9 protein-coding genes are annotated in these 16,132 nt (G+C 71.1%); 6 read left to right on the top strand and 3 right to left on the bottom strand.

Annotated elements, in window-relative coordinates; translation table 11 throughout:
* Window positions 1-231 precede the first annotated feature (231 nt).
* From ACWEEU_RS21440 to ACWEEU_RS21425, 4 genes are all read left to right on the top strand, one after another.
* Window positions 232-3,975 carry a GH92 family glycosyl hydrolase gene (locus ACWEEU_RS21440; protein WP_451734301.1) on the top strand — a complete coding sequence of 1,248 codons (3,744 nt, stop codon included), beginning with the start codon at window positions 232-234 and terminating at the stop codon, window positions 3,973-3,975.
* Between the two features lie 149 nt (window positions 3,976-4,124).
* Window positions 4,125-5,846 (top strand): diacylglycerol kinase family protein, encoded by a 1,722-nt coding sequence (locus ACWEEU_RS21435; protein WP_451734269.1) that lies wholly within the window; start codon window positions 4,125-4,127, stop codon window positions 5,844-5,846.
* 1 nt (window position 5,847) lies between these two features.
* Window positions 5,848-6,801, top strand: a complete 954-nt coding sequence (locus ACWEEU_RS21430) for a YihY/virulence factor BrkB family protein (RefSeq protein ID WP_451734267.1) — start codon at window positions 5,848-5,850, stop codon at window positions 6,799-6,801.
* Window positions 6,801-7,565 (top strand): phosphatase PAP2 family protein, encoded by a 765-nt coding sequence (locus ACWEEU_RS21425; RefSeq protein WP_385747691.1) that lies wholly within the window; start codon window positions 6,801-6,803, stop codon window positions 7,563-7,565. Before ACWEEU_RS21430 ends, ACWEEU_RS21425 begins: the two co-directional genes overlap by 1 nt.
* A 6-nt stretch (window positions 7,566-7,571) precedes the next feature.
* On the opposite strand, the gene ACWEEU_RS21420 is transcribed toward ACWEEU_RS21425, so the two are convergent.
* From ACWEEU_RS21420 to acnA, 3 genes are all read right to left on the bottom strand, one after another.
* Entirely contained in the window at window positions 7,572-7,997 is a 426-nt protein-coding gene (locus ACWEEU_RS21420) for a DUF6003 family protein (RefSeq protein WP_451734265.1), read from the bottom strand.
* 92 nt (window positions 7,998-8,089) lie between these two features.
* Window positions 8,090-11,359 (bottom strand): GH92 family glycosyl hydrolase, encoded by a 3,270-nt coding sequence (locus ACWEEU_RS21415; protein WP_385747687.1) that lies wholly within the window; start codon window positions 11,357-11,359, stop codon window positions 8,090-8,092.
* Between the two features lie 406 nt (window positions 11,360-11,765).
* Window positions 11,766-14,483, bottom strand: coding sequence for an aconitate hydratase AcnA (gene acnA, locus ACWEEU_RS21410; RefSeq protein ID WP_385746022.1), 2,718 nt, complete (start codon window positions 14,481-14,483; stop codon window positions 11,766-11,768).
* A gap of 384 nt (window positions 14,484-14,867) precedes the next feature.
* On the opposite strand from acnA, the gene ACWEEU_RS21405 reads away from it, so the two are divergent.
* Together ACWEEU_RS21405 and ACWEEU_RS21400 are read left to right on the top strand one after the other, a co-directional pair.
* Entirely contained in the window at window positions 14,868-15,449 is a 582-nt protein-coding gene (locus tag ACWEEU_RS21405; RefSeq protein ID WP_451734262.1) for a DinB family protein, read from the top strand.
* Between the two features lie 100 nt (window positions 15,450-15,549).
* Window positions 15,550-16,122, top strand: a complete 573-nt coding sequence (locus tag ACWEEU_RS21400; RefSeq protein WP_385746018.1) for a hypothetical protein — start codon at window positions 15,550-15,552, stop codon at window positions 16,120-16,122.
* Window positions 16,123-16,132 lie beyond the last annotated feature (10 nt).

Here is a 16,132-nt window from a genome sequence, read left to right as displayed (position 1 = left end):
TGCCGGAAATACCGGTGCGGCGCGTCCCGGCTCCTGCGCCGAATGCACGCGACAACCCCCTGAATGCCACACCCAACACCCTTGACATCGTGAGTCACTTGACCACCTACTGGTTCTTGCGCAGCAAGTTGACAACGTTGTCCGCAGTGAGCGCAGGAGGGGAATCCGTAGATGCAGCGGAGAACTCGGCACAGAGGGACTCCGGCGGTCGTCCTCACGGCCGCCTTTGTCATGGCCGTGGGGGCGCAAGGGGCGGCGATCGCCCTGCCCGCCCAACCCAAGGCCACGGAGACGGAGTTCGCCTCCTCGTTCGAGGCGGGTGATCCGGCGCCCGACTGGCTCAGCACCGTGGACACCGGGCCGGACGGCTCGAAACGCTCCTCGGGGGTGGACGGCGGCTTCAGCAACGGCATCCCGGGCAATGTCACCGACCACGTCACCGATCTGCGGGCCAACGGCGAGAACACGGGCGCGGGCGAGGTCAAGGAGAACCTGACCGACGTCGACCCGACCACCAAGTGGCTGACCTTCCAGCCCACCGGCTGGGTCGAGTTCGACCTCGACAAGCCGGTCAAGCTCGCCACCTACGCGCTCACCTCGGCCAACGACCACGACGAGCGCGACCCCAAGGACTGGAAGCTGCTCGGCTCGACGGACGGCAAGGACTGGAAGGACGTCGACTCGCGCACGGGCGAGTCCTTCTCCGAGCGCTTCCAGACCAAGTCCTACGATCTCGCGGCCCCGGCGGAGTACCAGCACTTCCGCCTGGAGGTGACGAAGAACAACGGCGCCACCGACGCCCTCCAGCTCGCCGACGTCCAGTTCTCCACCGGCGGCGGCCAGGGCCCGGTCCCGCACGACATGCTCTCGCTGGTCGACCGCGGTCCCAGCGGCTCGCCCACGGCCAAGGCGGGCGCGGGCTTCACCGGCAGGCACGCGCTGCGCTACGCGGGACGGCACACCGCCGACGGCCGCGCCTACTCGTACAACAAGGTCTTCGACGTCGATGTGAAGGTGGGCCGCGACACCCAGTTGTCGTACCGCCTCTTCCCGTCGATGGCCGACGGCGACCGGGACTACGACGCCACCAACGTCTCCGTGGACCTGGCCTTCACCGACGGCACCTATCTGAGCGGCCTGGGCGCGAGCGACCAGCACGGCTTCCCGCTGACCCCGCGCGGCCAGGGCGACGCCAAGGTGCTCTACGTCAACCAGTGGAACAACGTGGCCTCGCGGATCGGTTCGGTCGCGGCGGGCAAGACCGTCGACCGGATCCTGCTGGCCTACGACTCCCCCAAGGGGCCGGCGAAGTTCCGGGGCTGGCTCGACGACGTGGCGCTGAAGCGGGTGGCGCCCGAGCGGCCCAGGGCGCACCTGTCGGACTACGCGCTGACCACGCGGGGCACCAACTCCAGCGGCAGCTTCTCGCGCGGCAACAACTTCCCCGCGACCGCGCTGCCGCACGGGTTCAACTTCTGGACCCCCGTGACCAACGCGTCCTCCCTGAGCTGGCTGTACGAGTACGCGCGGGCCAACAACGACGACAACCTGCCGACCGTCCAGGCGTTCAGCGCGAGCCACGAGCCGAGCCCGTGGATGGGCGACCGGCAGACCTTCCAGCTCATGCCGTCGGCCGCGAAGGGCACCCCGGACACCGGGCGTGAGGCGCGCGAACTGGCGTTCCGGCACGAGAACGAGACCGCGCGGCCGTACTACTACGGCGTGACGTTCGAGAACGGTCTCAAGGCCGAGATGACCCCGACCGACCACGCGGCCTCGCTCCGTTTCACCTATCCCGGTGACGACGCGAGCGTGCTCTTCGACAACGTCACCGAGCAGGCCGGGCTCACCCTGGACAAGGAACACGGCGTCGTCACCGGCTACTCCGACGTCAAGTCGGGCCTGTCCACGGGCGCGACGCGGCTCTTCGTGTACGGCGTCTTCGACAAGCCCGTGACGGACGGCTCCTCCAGCGGGGTCAAGGGGTATCTGCGGTTCAAGACCGGTTCCGACCACACCCTGACGCTGCGCCTGGCGACCTCGCTGATCAGCATCGACCAGGCGAAGGACAACCTGCGCCAGGAGATCCCAGACGGCACCTCCTTCGACACCGTGAAGGCGCGCGCCCGGCACACCTGGGACGAGCTCTTCGGCAAGGTCGAGGTGGAGGGCGCGACCCCGGACCAGCTCACCACGCTGTACTCCAGCATGTACCGGCTGTACCTCTACCCCAACTCCGGCTTCGAGAAGGTGGGTTCGAAGTACCAGTACGCCTCGCCGTTCTCCCCGATGCCGAACCCGGACTCCCCGACGCACACCGGCGCCAAGATCGTGGACGGCAAGGTGTACGTCAACAACGGCTTCTGGGACACCTATCGGACGACCTGGCCGGCGTATTCGTTGCTGACGCCCAGTCAGGCCGGTGAGATGGTCGACGGGTTCGTGCAGCAGTACAAGGACGGCGGCTGGACCTCCCGCTGGTCCTCCCCCGGCTACGCCGACCTGATGACCGGCACCTCCTCGGACGTGGCCTTCGCCGACGCCTACGTCAAGGGGGTGAAGTTCGACGCCAAGGCGGCCTACGACGCGGCGGTGAAGAACGCGACCGTGGTGCCGCCGAGTTCGGGTGTCGGCCGCAAGGGCATGGCCACCTCGCCCTTCCTCGGCTACACCAGCACCGACACCGGCGAGGGCTTCTCCTGGGCGATGGAGGGCTACGTCAACGACTACGGCATCGCCAAGATGGGCGAGGCCCTCTACAAGAAGACCGGCGAGAAGCGGTACCACGAGGAGTCCGAGTACTTCCTCAACCGGGCCCGCGACTACGTCAACCTCTTCGACGACAAGGCCGGCTTCTTCCAGGGCCGCACCGCCAAGGGCGCCTGGCGCGTGGACTCCGCCACGTACGACCCGCGCGTGTGGGGATACGACTACACGGAGACCAACGGCTGGGGCTACGCCTTCACAGCCCCGCAGGACAGCCGGGGCCTGGCCAACCTCTACGGCGGCCGCAAGGCCCTCGGCGACAAGCTGGACACCTACTTCGCCACCCCGGAGACGGCCTCCCCCGAGTTCGTCGGCTCCTACGGCGGTGTCATCCACGAGATGACCGAGGCGCGGGACGTCCGGATGGGCATGTACGGCCACTCCAACCAGGTCGCGCACCACGTGATCTACATGTACGACGCGGCGGGCGAGCCCTGGAAGGCGCAGGCGAACGTGCGCCAGGCGCTGTCCCGGCTGTACACGGGCAGCGAGATCGGGCAGGGCTACCACGGCGACGAGGACAACGGCGAGCAGTCGGCCTGGTACCTCTTCTCCTCGCTCGGCTTCTACCCGTTGGTCATGGGCAGCGGTGAATACTCCATCGGCTCCCCGCTGTTCAAGAAGGTCACCGTCCACCTGGAGAACGGACGGTCCCTGGTGATCAAGGCCCCGAGGAACAGCGCCCGCAACGTCTACGTGCAGGGCGTGCGCCTCAACGGCCGTAACTGGAAATCCACTTCGCTCCCCCACTCGCTGCTGTCCAAGGGCGGGGTGCTGGAGTTCTCGATGGGCGACAAGCCCTCGTCGTGGGGCACCGGCAAGGACGCGGCACCGGTCTCCGTCACCCGGGACGACAAGGTGCCGACCCCGCGCGCGGACGTGCTGAAGGGTGACGGCGCGCTGTTCGACAACACCTCGGCGACGAGCGCGACGGTCACCTCGGTGGACCTGCCGGTGAGCGGGGCCGCCAAGGGCGTCCAGTACACGCTGACTTCACCGGCGGACCACACGAAGGCGCCGGCCGGCTGGACGCTCCAGGGGTCCGCGGACGGCACCACGTGGACGACGCTGGACAAGCGGTCGGGCGAGTCGTTCGCGTGGGACCGGCAGACGCGGGCGTTCAGCGTCGCGAAGCCGGGGTCGTACACGAAGTACCGGCTGGTGCTGGACGGCGAATCGACGCTGGCGGAGGTGGAACTGCTCTCCTGACGGCTCCTGTCGGGTCCTGAAGGGGCGGTCCCTCGCGGGCCGCCCCTTTCTCGTGCCGTCTGCTCCGCCCATGCGGGGGCATGAGTGGGGTTGGCCGGGCCCGTGCGGGCCCGGCCCGACCCCGCCGACCGAGTCGAGGAGCAGCCGAGATGCCGACCGCCCTGCCGGAAAGATCCTCCGGGCCCGCCGTGGACGGCGGCCGTCCCGGCGCCCCCGTGACGGCCGCCCCGGGGAGCGCGGCCGGGGTGCCGCGTGGACTGACACGGGCGGCCGCCTCCATCGGCGCGCTGACCGTGTGCCAGGCCGCCCTGATGATCGGCCTGGGCCTGCTGATCACCGGTCCCGCCCGGCATCTGTGGCCCCTGACCGCCGAGGACGGCGTCAACCGGGGCCTGGAACGGCTGCGTACCTCCACCCTCACCACGCTGTCCTCCATCGGGTCCGAGCTGGGCAACACGGGCACCGTCATCGGCGTGACGCTGGGGGCCTGTCTGGCGCTGGTCCTGCTGCCCAGGCTGCCGTGGTGGCGCCAGGCGTCGTTCCTCGCCCTCTCGGTCGCGCTCCAGTCGCTGGTCTTCCTGGTCGTGACCATCGCGGTGGAGCGCGAACGCCCCGACGTGCACCGGCTCGACGGCTCCCTGCCGACCTCCAGCTACACCTCCGGCCACACCGGCGCGGCCACCGCCGTCTACGGGGGTCTCGCCGTACTCGTGCTGTCCCGCGTGCGCGGTCCCTGGCGGCGCGTGGCGGCGGCGGTGCTGCTCCTGCTGCCGGTCGTGGTGGGCGTGTCCCGCCTCTACCGCGGAATGCACCACCCGACCGACGTGGTGGGCGGCGTGCTCAACGGCGCGCTGTCCCTGCTGATCGTCGGGCACGCCCTGCTCCGTGACGGCCGCGTGTCGGCGCCCGCCGCGCTTCCCGTGGTGCCCGAGCCCGCCCGCGCGGAACCGCTGCCGGGGCGGGTCGCGGTGATCGTCAACCCCACCACGGTCGACGGCGGCGCACGCGCCGAGCTGCGCCAGGTCCTCTCCCGGCACGGCCACACGGAGCCGGTGTTCATCGAGACGACGGCCGCCGACCCCGGCGGCGGCCAGACCGCCCGCGCGCTGGAGGAGGGCGCCGGGCTGGTCGTGGTCTGCGGTGGCGACGGCACCGTCCGCGCGGCCGCCGACCGGCTGGCCGGGAGCGGGGTCCCGCTGGCCGTCGTGCCCTGCGGCACCGGCAACCTCCTCGCCCGCAACCTCGGTCTCCCGCTCAGCCCGGCCGCCGCGCTCGACGCGGCGCTCGGCGGCGCGCCCCGCGCCCTCGACCTGGCCCGGGTCGAGGGCGACGGCCTCCCCGCCACCCACTTCGCCGTCATGTCGGGCGTCGGTCTGGACGCCGCGATGATGAAGTACGCGGAGGAGCACGACCGGGCCAAGGCGGTGCTCGGCTGGCCCGCCTACGTCCTGGCGGCCCCGAAGGCGATGCGCGGCCCCCGGATGAGCCTGAGCCTCCGCCTCGACGGCGGCCGGCCGCTGCGCCGTACGGCCCGCATGGTGCTCGTCGGCAACACCGGCGCACTCCAGGGCGGGCTGCGGCTGATCCCCGACGCCCGCCCCGACGACGGCGTGCTGGACCTGCTGATCCTCGACCCGCACGGCCCCGGCGGCTGGCTGCGCACGGTCGGCGCGCTCCTGCTGCGCCGGAAGCGGGACACGCAAGGGGACGACGGACGGCCGGAGTTCCGTGCCTTCCGGCGCGCCGAGTTCACCTTCGACGCCCCGGAGCCCCGCGAGATCGACGGCGACCCGGTCGGCACCGGACGGCGGCTCTTGGTGGAGGTCGTGCCGGGCGCGCTGACCGTGCTGGCCCCGAGCCGGGAGAACTGACATGGGCAGCGCCACCAAGGTCCCGGAGACCCGGGACATGAGCGGGGACGAGCTCTCCGCCGACGAGGCGTGGACGACCCTGCGCCGGTACGGCGGCTGGCCGCTGCTGCGCGACGCCTTCCTCCGCTTCCGGTACGCCGACGGCTTCAGCCACTCCCGCGCGCTCGCCCTCCAGACGGTGCTGTCCGTGATACCGCTGGCCCTGGCCTTCGTCGGCCTCTCCGCGAGCCTGCACACCGAGGACATCGGCAGGCTGGCCGAGCTGACCATCCACCGGATCGCCGCGGGGCCCAGCGCGGAGGTGGTCGACGACGCCCTCGACCGCAGCCGGCGCAAGGCGGGCGACGGCGCGGAGGTCGCCCTCTGGTTCGGCGCGATCTTCTCGCTCGTGAACGTCACCACGGCGATGTGCCAGATAGAGCGCGGCGCCAACCGCATCTACGGCAACGAGCGCGACCGGCCCTTCCACCTCAAGTACGCGCGCGGCCTGGTCATGGCGCTGTGCGCGGGGTTCCCGCTCGGTCTGGGCTTCGTCGTCATGGTCGCGGGCGACGACCTGGCCTCGGCCGCGGGGACGGTCTACGGACTGGGCTCCCACGCGCAGATGGTGTGGGACATCGTGCGCTGGCCGTTCGGGCTGCTGCTCGCCCTGATCTCCGCCAGCGCGATATTCCGCCGCTCGCCGCGCCGCAAACAGCCCGGCTACACCTGGCTCGCCTTCGGCGCGGCGGTCTACCTTGTGCTCTGGATGGCGCTGACCTGGGTACTCACCCTGTATCTCGACATGAGCGGTTCCTTCGACACCGTCTACGGTCCGCTCAGCGCCTTCATGTCCCTGCTGTTGTGGGCCTATCTGACCTCGCTCGCGCTGTTCCTCGGGCTCTCCTTCGCGGCCCAGCTGGAGGCGGCGCGCGGGCGGCGGCCCGATCCGATCCAACCCGATCCGGGGGTCTGATGCCGAAGAAGACCACGGCCCTGGGGGCCACCGACCGCAGGTTCGGTATGCGGCTGCTGGCGGCCGCCGGCGCCGCCGCGGTCGCCGCGGTGCCGTTCGCGCTGGTGCTGGTCCTGGTGGAGGGCCGCTGGCGGCCGCTGCGCGACCTCGACCGCGACGCCGCGAACGGCCTGCACCGGGTCGCCGTGGGCCACCCGGCCTGGACGAGCACCCTGCACGTGCTCTCCGACTACGTCTGGGACCCGCTCACCCTGCGCGCGGCCGTGGCCCTGCTGACCGGCTGGCTGCTGTGGCGCGGTGCCCGGCGGCTGGCCGCGTGGGCGGCGGTGACGGCGGTGGCCGGGGGGCTGATCGGGCTCGGGGTCAAAACGGTGGTCGAGCGGGCGCGCCCCGCGCTGGAGGACCCCGTGGCGCACGCGCCGGGCTATTCCTTCCCCTCCGGGCACGCCATGACCGCCACCACCTCGTTCGCGGTGTTCCTGCTGGTCCTGCTGCCCCTGGTACCCCGGCGGGCCCGTGCCGCGTGCTGGGCCGTGGCGGTGCTGTCGGTGCTCGGGGTCGGCTTCACCAGGGTCGCGCTCGGCGTGCACTGGTTCAGCGACGTGCTGGGCGGCTGGCTGCTCGGACTGGCCGTCGTCGTACTGACCGGCTGGGCCTTCGAGGCGTGGCGGTCCGACGCCGGTATGCGGCCCGCGCCCGTCCGCGAGGGGCTGGAGCCCGAGCTCACCGAGCCGAGCCCGGAGCCGGACACCACCCCTCGCTGAGACGCGTCACACGCCGGTCATCCGGCCGATCTCCCGCGGGTCGATCCCGGTCAGCCGGGCGATGCGCGGCGCCGGGACACCGGCGGTCAGCGCCCGGTGCACCAGGGACTCCCAGCCCTGGGTGGTGTCCCGGAAGTCCAGCAGTTCCCGCTCCATGTCGGTGACCGACTGGGGAGCGCACTCCTGCCGGACCCGGGCCTCCTCCTCCTCGGTCAGCGGGATCGGCAGCCGCTCGGCCTCCTCGGGAATGAGGATCTGCGACCCGGCGGGCAGGATCCTCAGCTGCTCGGAGGACGGGGACACATCGTGGGCGGAGATCCAGCCGCGCACGGCCGGGGTCTGGTCGCATTCCAGCGGGGCGACGGCCGCCATGGCCGCGCCGAGGCTCGGGTGGCGGTCGGGGAGCAGGAAGAGGAAAGCCTCGTCGGCCATCGGGCGGTTCCGCCTTCTCGGTGTCGATTCGGGTGCGGAGGACGATGCTACTGCCGCCGCGCGCCGCGCCGGGGAGGCGGAACCGCCCCGTGTCAGTCGGTGGCGACGGTGAACACGTGCAGGTCGGCGTCGTCGGGCAGCTTGACGCTCTTGACCGTCTTGCCTTCCGGTGCCGTGAACGGCTTGGTGGCGAAGACGTAGGTGGCGACCGGGTCCTTGTCGGCGCCCGCGACGTTGCGGTACGCGGTCCTGGCGACGACCTCGTTGCCGTACTGGACGGTGCCGCCTCCGCCGCCGACGGTCCAGTCGGTGAAGGAGAGATCGGCGGTCGCGGTGCTGCCGTCGGTGTAGGTGACGGTGGCCTTGGCCTGCTGGTTGCCGTTGACGGCGCTGCCGACGAACGCCAACCGGGTCACGCCGTCCTTGAGTTGGACCGTCTGTCCGGCGCCGGTGGCGTTGTCCGGGCGGCCCGCGGGCGAGTCGGGCCAGGTGAAGGCGAGGCCGTTGGTGGCGTACCGCTTGCCCGCGTCGAGTCCGGCCGCAGTCAGGGCCTGGCGGGAGTAGGACCAGCCGCCGCCGTCGTAGTCGGCCTCGTCGTGGTCGCCCTGGTCGTCGGAGACGCCGGTGTTGTCGTAGGCGGCGAGCAGGGTGCCCGGGGCGGCGACCGTGAGGGCCACGGGCTGCTCGTAGGAGGTGTCGCCGGAGGTCACGGTGACCTTGGCGGTGTAGAAGCCCTGCTCGGAGCCCTGGGCGGCGGTCAGGGTGATCTCCTGGGAGCCGCCGGTGACCGTGCCCTCGCCGGGCGTGGCCGTCACGCCGTCCGGGGTCTCGACCCGGTAGCGCACCTCGGGTCCGGTGCCCCCGCTCAGGGACAGCGCGCGGATGCCGATCTTCGTGCTGTCGCCGGGTGCGAGCGTGGCCGTGGTGGGGCCGACGCCGATCTGGTACGGCTGCTCGCCCTGCCGGAAGGACGGCGGCGGGTTGTGCGCGCCCCAGGCGCGGTTGGCGGTGGTGCCGAGGGTGTAGTCGAGGCGGCCGCCGTCCCGGACGAAGGACGCGGGGAGCCAGGGCTGGTCGCTGGAGCGGCCGTCGACCTTCAGGGACTGGACGTACGGCGCGTCGGCCGCCGCTCCGGTGGCGCGCACGGAGATGTCCTTGCCGTGCGGGCGGTTGATCTCGATCCGCTCGAACAGCGGGGAGGCGAGGACGAGTTCGGCGCGCGAGGGAACCTGGGGGTACATACCCATCGCGGAGAAGACGTACCAGGCGGACATCGCGCCGAGGTCGTCGTTGCCGGGGATGCCGCCGGGTGTGGGCGCCCAGAGCTGCCGCATCGCGGCGCGGACGGTCTCCTGCGCCTTGTACGGGGCACCCGCGTAGTCGTAGAGGTACGGCACGTTGATCGAGGGCTCGTTGTCCAGCTCGGACTTGGCGCCGCCGTTGCCGGTGAGGGCCCACTTCCCGTCGGCGGTGTGGAAGAAGTCGTCGAGGCGCGCGAGTGCCTTGCCGGTGCCCCCGAGCGCGGCGAAGAGCCCGGCGGGGTTGTGCTGGACCATCCAGGTGTACTGGGCGGCGCTGCCCTCCACGAAGCCGTTGCCGGTGTCCGGGGTGAAGCCGGTGACCCAGCTGCCGTCGGCCTTGCGGTTGGCGATGTAGCCGCCGGTGGGGTCGGCGGCGATGTTGAAGTTGTTCTGCCACCACTGGGCGCGGGCGGCGAAGGTCTTGGCGGTGCCCTTCTGCCCTGCCGCCGCGGCGAGCTGGGAGAGGGAGAAGTCGGCGGTGGACATCTCCAGGGTCTCGGCGGCGCCGCCCCAGGCGTTGGAGACGCTGGGCATGTAGTGCAGCTTCAGGTACTTGTCGAGCGAGGGGCGCTGGCCGACGGAGAGCACCGGCTTGCCGGAGGCGGACAGGTCCTGCTCGGTGGGCACGGTGGCCGCCTTGACGAGGGACTTCAGGGCGCCCTTGAGGTCGAAGCCGGTGCCGCCGAAGGCGTGGATGCCGGCCAGGGCGGTGGGCGAGGGGTCGCCGTTCATGACGTGGGTGCCGCTCGCGCCGTGCAGCCAGCGGTCCCAGACGCCGCCGTTGTGCTTGCTGAGTTCGTAGAGCGACTGGGCGATGTCGGAGCCGGTGCGCGGGTCGAGCAGGGTGAGCAGCTGGACCTGGTCGCGGTAGACGTCCCAGCCGGAGAAGGTGCCGTACTGGGCGCGGTGGCCGGGTGCGGTGCGGTGGACCTCGCCGTCGCCGCCCCGGTAGCGGCCGTCGGCGTCGCTGATGACGTTGGGGTGCAGCAGGGCGTGGTAGAGCGCGGTGTAGAAGGTGGTGCGCTCGTCGTCGGTGCCGCCGCCGGTCCTGATGGCGCCGAGGCGCTCGCGCCAGGCGGCGCGGGCGGCGTTCTTCACGGCGTCGAAGGAGCGGTGACCGGCGTTCTCCGCGCGGAGGTTGGCCTCGGCGGCTGCCTTGCTGACGTAGGAGATGCCGACCTTGACGTTGACGGGGCCGTCGCCGGGCGCGAACTCGACGTACCCTCCGGCGCCCTTGCCCGCGACGGGGCGGCCGCCGTGGGAGAAGCCGCCGGTGCCGCCGGAGGCGCTGGTGGAGCCGGGGGTGAGCTTGTCGTCCTGCCAGGTGCCGGTGGCCTTGAAGGCGCGGTCGAAATGGGCGGTGAAGTAGAGGGTGTAGTAGGAGCGTTGGCCCTCGGGGTCGAGGTAGCCGCAGAAGTTGCCGGAGGTGACGGAGCCCGTGATCGTGTGGCCGGCCGGGTCGATGCTGACCGTCGAGTCCTCCGATCCCACCTCGGAGTTGGCGGTGCGCACCAGCAGCGAGGCGGGCTTGCCGGCGGGGTAGGTGAACCGCGCCGCACCGGTGCGGGCGGTCGCGGTGAGGTCGGCGGTGACGCCGGAGGCGAGGCCCAGCTTGTAGTGGCCGGGCTCGGCGGTCTCGTCGGCGTGCCGGAAGTCCGAGGCGTAGACGGCGTCCTTGGTGTCACTCGCCGGGGAGGAGGTGACCTCGCCCGCGTACGGGAAGAACGGGATGTCGCCGCTGCCGCCCGCGCAGCCGGTGCCGGACATGTGGGTGAGGCTGAAGCCTCTGACCCGGGTGGCGTCGTAGTGGTAACCGGCGGGCGCGGCGGTGCGGGTGGCGTCGCCTCTGGTGTTCTCCGGGCTCCAGGAGAACATGCCGAAGGGCACGACGGCACCGGGGAAGGTGTCGCCGCCGTTGCTGGTGCCGATCAGCGGATCGACGTACGGCGTCGGGTCGTTGACGAGAGCCGGTGGTGCCTGGGTCGCCGCGAGGGCGGGGGTGACGCCGCCGCCGAGCGCGAGCACGGCGGCGAGCAGCAGGGACATCGGACGGAAACGCATGACGCGGCCCTTCCTCCTTGCGGACGGGTCGCGCCCCACGGGTCGCACAAGCCGCAGGGACAGTAACGTGCGCCGCCCGCCCCACGGAAGACCGCCAACTGGGTTGACATCGTTGTCCGTTGAAGCGGTAAAGTCGTGCAAGGACCCAATAGACAACGTTGTCGCCGCCCCACCGGGCGAGGCCCCCGCCTCTCCCCCACAAGCCGCAGCACCCCGCAGGACCAGCCCCATCCGGACGGGCACACCCCCTCGCCCACCCGGCTCGCGGACCCGGTGGACCGTTCTCCGCCGGGTCCGCCCAGAGCGATGCCGCGCGTGCTCCTCGGCACGGCGACCGCGTTTCCCGCCACGACGAAGGGCCGCACCCCCGAGGGGGTGCGGCCCTTCAACCGCGTTTCCGGAGCGCTTACTTGGCGATCAGGTTGCGCAGCACGTACTGCATGATGCCACCGTTGCGGTAGTAGTCGGCCTCGCCGGGGGTGTCGATGCGGACGACCGCGTCGAACTCCACGCCGGTGTCGGTGGTGACCTTGACCGTGCGCGGGGTGGTGCCGTTGTTCAGCTCCTCGACGCCGGTGAAGGAGAAGGTCTCCTCGCCGGTCAGGCCGAGGGAGGCCGCGGTGGCGCCCTCCGGGAACTGGAGCGGCAGCACGCCCATGCCGATGAGGTTCGAGCGGTGGATGCGCTCGTAGGACTCGGCGATGACGGCCTTGACGCCGAGGAGCGCGGTGCCCTTGGCGGCCCAGTCGCGCGACGAGCCGGAGCCGTACTCCTTGCCCGCGAGCACGACCAGCGGGATGCCCTGGTCGATGTAGTTGCGCGAGGCGTCGTAGATGAAGGAGACCGGCGCGCCCTCCTGCGTGAAGTCGCGGGTGTAGCCGCCCTCGGTGCCCGGCGCGATCTGGTTGCGCAGGCGGATGTTGGCGAACGTGCCGCGGATCATGACCTCGTGGTTGCCACGGCGCGAGCCGTAGGAGTTGAAGTCACGACGCTCCACACCGTGCTCGGTGAGGTACTTGCCCGCCGGGGTGTCGGCCTTGATGGCGCCGGCCGGGGAGATGTGGTCGGTGGTGACCGAGTCGCCCAGCTTGGCGAGCACACGGGCGCCGGTGATGTCGGTGACCGGGGACGGCTCGGTCTGCATGCCCTCGAAGTAGGGGGGCTTGCGGACGTAGGTGGACTCGGCGTCCCACTCGAAGGTGTTGCCGGTCGGGATCGACAGGGCCTGCCACTGGGCGTCGCCCGCGAAGACGTCCTCGTATGACTTGGCGAACATGTCCTCGCCGATGGCGTTCGCCACGACCTCGTTGACCTCGGCCTCGGAGGGCCAGATGTCCTTGAGGAAGACCGGGTTGCCGTCCTGGTCGGTGCCCAGGGCGTCCTTGGTGATGTCCACCTTCATGGAGCCCGCGAGGGCGTAGGCGACCACCAGCGGCGGGGAGGCCAGGTAGTTCATCTTGACGTCGGGGTTGATCCGGCCCTCGAAGTTGCGGTTGCCCGAGAGGACCGACGTGACCGCGAGGTCGTGGTCGTTGACGGCCTTGGAGACCTCCTCCGGCAGCGGGCCGGAGTTGCCGATGCAGGTGGTGCAGCCGTAACCGACCAGGTTGAAGCCGACCTTGTCGAGGTAGGGGGTCAGGCCCGCCTTCTCGAAGTAGTCGGTGACGACCTTGGAGCCCGGGGCGAGGGTGGTCTTGACCCACGGCTTGCGGGTCAGGCCCTTCTCCACGGCCTTCTTGGCGACGAGCGCCGCGGCGACCATGACGTACGGGTTGGAGGTGTTGGTGCAGGAGGTGATGGCCGCGACCGTCACCGCACCGTGGTCCAGCTCGTAGGTGGTGCCGTCGGGGGCGGTCACGGTGACCGGGTTCGACGGGGTGCCGTTGGGGGCGATGGCCGGGGAGTCGGAGGCCGGGAAGGACTCCTTGCCCGCCTCGTCCACGACGTCGACGTAGTTGAGGACGTCCGACTTGAACTGCTCGGCGGCGTTCGCGAGGACGATGCGGTCCTGCGGGCGCTTCGGGCCGGCGATGGAGGGGACGACCGTGGAGAGGTCCAGCTCCAGCTTCTCGGAGAAGTCGGGCTCGGCCTTGGGGTCCAGCCAGAGGCCCTGCTCCTTGGCGTACGCCTCGACGAGCGCGACCTGCTGGTCGCTGCGGCCGGTCAGGCGCAGGTAGTTCAGCGTCTCGTCGTCGATCGGGAAGATCGCCGCGGTGGAGCCGAACTCCGGCGACATGTTGCCGATGGTGGCGCGGTTGGCCAGGGAGGTGGCGGCCACGCCCTCGCCGTAGAACTCGACGAACTTGCCGACCACACCGTGCTGGCGCAGCATCTCGGTGATGGTGAGCACCAGGTCGGTGGCGGTGGTGCCGGGCGTGAGCTCACCGGTGAGCTTGAAGCCGACGACGCGCGGGATCAGCATGGAGACCGGCTGGCCGAGCATGGCGGCCTCGGCCTCGATGCCGCCGACGCCCCAGCCGAGCACACCGAGGCCGTTGACCATGGTGGTGTGCGAGTCGGTGCCGACCAGGGTGTCGGGGTACGCCTTGCCGTCACGGACCATGACGACGCGGGCCAGGTGCTCGATGTTCACCTGGTGGACGATGCCGGTGCCCGGCGGGACGACCTTGAAGTCGTCGAAGGCGGTCTGGCCCCAGCGCAGGAACTGGTAGCGCTCCTTGTTGCGGCCGTACTCCAGGTCGACGTTCTGCTTGAACGCGTCGTTGGTGCCGAACTTGTCGGCGATGACGGAGTGGTCGATGACCATCTCGGCCGGGGAGAGCGGGTTGATCTTCGCGGGGTCGCCGCCGAGCGCCGCGACGGCCTCACGCATGGTGGCGAGGTCGACGACACAGGGAACACCGGTGAAGTCCTGCATGATCACGCGGGCCGGCGTGAACTGGATCTCCTGGCTGGGCTGAGCCTGCGAGTCCCAGCCGCCGAGGGCACGGATGTGGTCGGCGGTGATGTTCGCGCCGTCCTCCGTGCGGAGCAGGTTCTCCAGCAGGACCTTCAGGCTGTACGGCAGGCGGGCCGAGCCCTCGACCTTGTCCAGCCGGAAGATCTCGTACGACTCGTCGCCCACCTGCAGCGTGCTGCGGGCGTCGAAGCTGTTCGCCGACACGACAGTCTCCTTCATTGATGTGCGCGTTCCACCGCATCCTGCCGCCACGCCGGTCCGGCAATCCGCTAAGGTAAGGCTAAGTTAGGTAACCCTTACCGGGCTGGCTGCCGCGGTGCGCCTCGGTAGATATCTCGATGTCGAGATAACTCTAGTACATGGGGGCTGGATGGTCATGCCCGGACCGGGGTGCGGGGCAGGGGTGGGCTTGGTCACGTGGGGGCGACCGGGAGGTCGACGCCGAGGACACGGAGCTCGGAACGTGGGGGCACCCGGACTTGCACACGATCCGCCGGCTCGCCGCGCGTCTCGCGGCGCACGGCCAGGGCGGGCGGGGTGCCGGAAAAACATCCGCGCCGCGCGGAACCATGACGACAGACTGACCCCATGACCGCCTCAGACCCCAAGGCCGACCTGCGCTTCTACCTCCAGGCCGCCCGCGACGCCCTGCTCTGGAAGCTCGACGGGCTCTCCGAGTACGACATCCGCCGTCCGATGACACCGACCGGAACCAACCTCCTGGGCCTGGTGAAGCACGCGGCCGGCGTGGAGCTGGGTTATCTCGGCGACACCTTCGGGCGTCCGTCGGGCGTACCGCTGCCCTGGCTCGACGAGGACGCGGAACCCAACGGGGACATGTGGGCCACCGCCGAGGAGTCACGCGCGGACATCGTGGACCTGTACCGCAGGGCGTGGACACACGCGGACGCGACGATCGACGCGCTGCCGCTGGACACGGTCGGCAGGGTGCCGTGGTGGCCCGAGGGGAAGGACGAGGTGACGCTGCATCACGCCGTCCTGCGCGTGACCGCTGACACACACCGCCACGCCGGGCACGCCGACATCCTCCGGGAGCTCATGGACGGCGCCGTCGGGATGGAGCAGGGCAACACGAGCCTGCCGCCGGGGGACGCGGAGTGGTGGGAGACGTACCGGGACCGGCTGGAGCGGGCGGCGCGGGAGGCGTAGCGCCGCACGCCTTTTGACTGCACACCCAACCCTCCCCGCAACACCGCCATTCCGGTGAATTTCCTCGCCCGGAGCCCGCACCCGGTGAGATCATCCCCGGGTGAGCCACTTCTCGCACCACCCGCTCCCCCACGGCGTACCGCCCGGCGCCTTTCACGCCCCCGAGCCCCGGCGGGCGGAGCCCGGCGCGTGGCCGGGGTTCGAGAGGGCGCTGGAGGCGGTGAACCGAGATCTCGTGGCCACGTTGCCCGGGCACCCTCCGCTGGTGCTGATGGTGGAACCCGCCGACGGCGCGGGGACACCCGAGCGGGTCTACGTGGCGCTGCCGGACGGCCGCTGGCAGGGGAACGCCGTGCATCCCCCGGACACGACGGACGACTCCGGTCTGCCGGAGCCGACGGACGCCGTGGAGCTGCTCACCCTGGTCGCCGACGCCGCCCAGGAGACGGTGATGGAGATGTCCTGGCAGGTGTGGCCGGTGTGTCCGGCGCACAAGCTGGGGGCGCATGTGCGCTCCGACGCGGAGGCGGTCACCTGGTGGTGCCCGGGAAGTGCGGAGACCGGGGGCCACCATGCCTCCCGAGTGGGCGAATTGTCCGGAACGCTACCGGGCAAGCAGCGGCGGGCACTCCGGCGGGAGGAGCGGAAGGAACAGAGGAAGCGGGGACGGTGAAGCCGCGGCC

The organism is Streptomyces sp. NPDC005004 (genome assembly GCF_053600675.1).
This window is presented reverse-complemented; position numbering and strand designations above follow the sequence as displayed.

Excerpts from the sequence above, each read along its gene's own strand:
- ACWEEU_RS21405 (WP_451734262.1), top strand. The coding sequence starts at position 14,868 with ATGACCGCCTCAGACCCCAAGGCCGACCTGCGCTTCTACCTCCAGGCC.
- ACWEEU_RS21425 (WP_385747691.1), top strand. The coding sequence starts at position 6,801 with ATGCCGAAGAAGACCACGGCCCTGGGGGCCACCGACCGCAGGTTCGGT.
- ACWEEU_RS21415 (WP_385747687.1), bottom strand. The coding sequence starts at position 11,359 with ATGCGTTTCCGTCCGATGTCCCTGCTGCTCGCCGCCGTGCTCGCGCTC.
- ACWEEU_RS21440 (WP_451734301.1), top strand. The coding sequence starts at position 232 with ATGGCCGTGGGGGCGCAAGGGGCGGCGATCGCCCTGCCCGCCCAACCC.
- ACWEEU_RS21430 (WP_451734267.1), top strand. The coding sequence starts at position 5,848 with ATGGGCAGCGCCACCAAGGTCCCGGAGACCCGGGACATGAGCGGGGAC.
- ACWEEU_RS21435 (WP_451734269.1), top strand. The coding sequence starts at position 4,125 with ATGCCGACCGCCCTGCCGGAAAGATCCTCCGGGCCCGCCGTGGACGGC.
- ACWEEU_RS21420 (WP_451734265.1), bottom strand. The coding sequence starts at position 7,997 with ATGGCCGACGAGGCTTTCCTCTTCCTGCTCCCCGACCGCCACCCGAGC.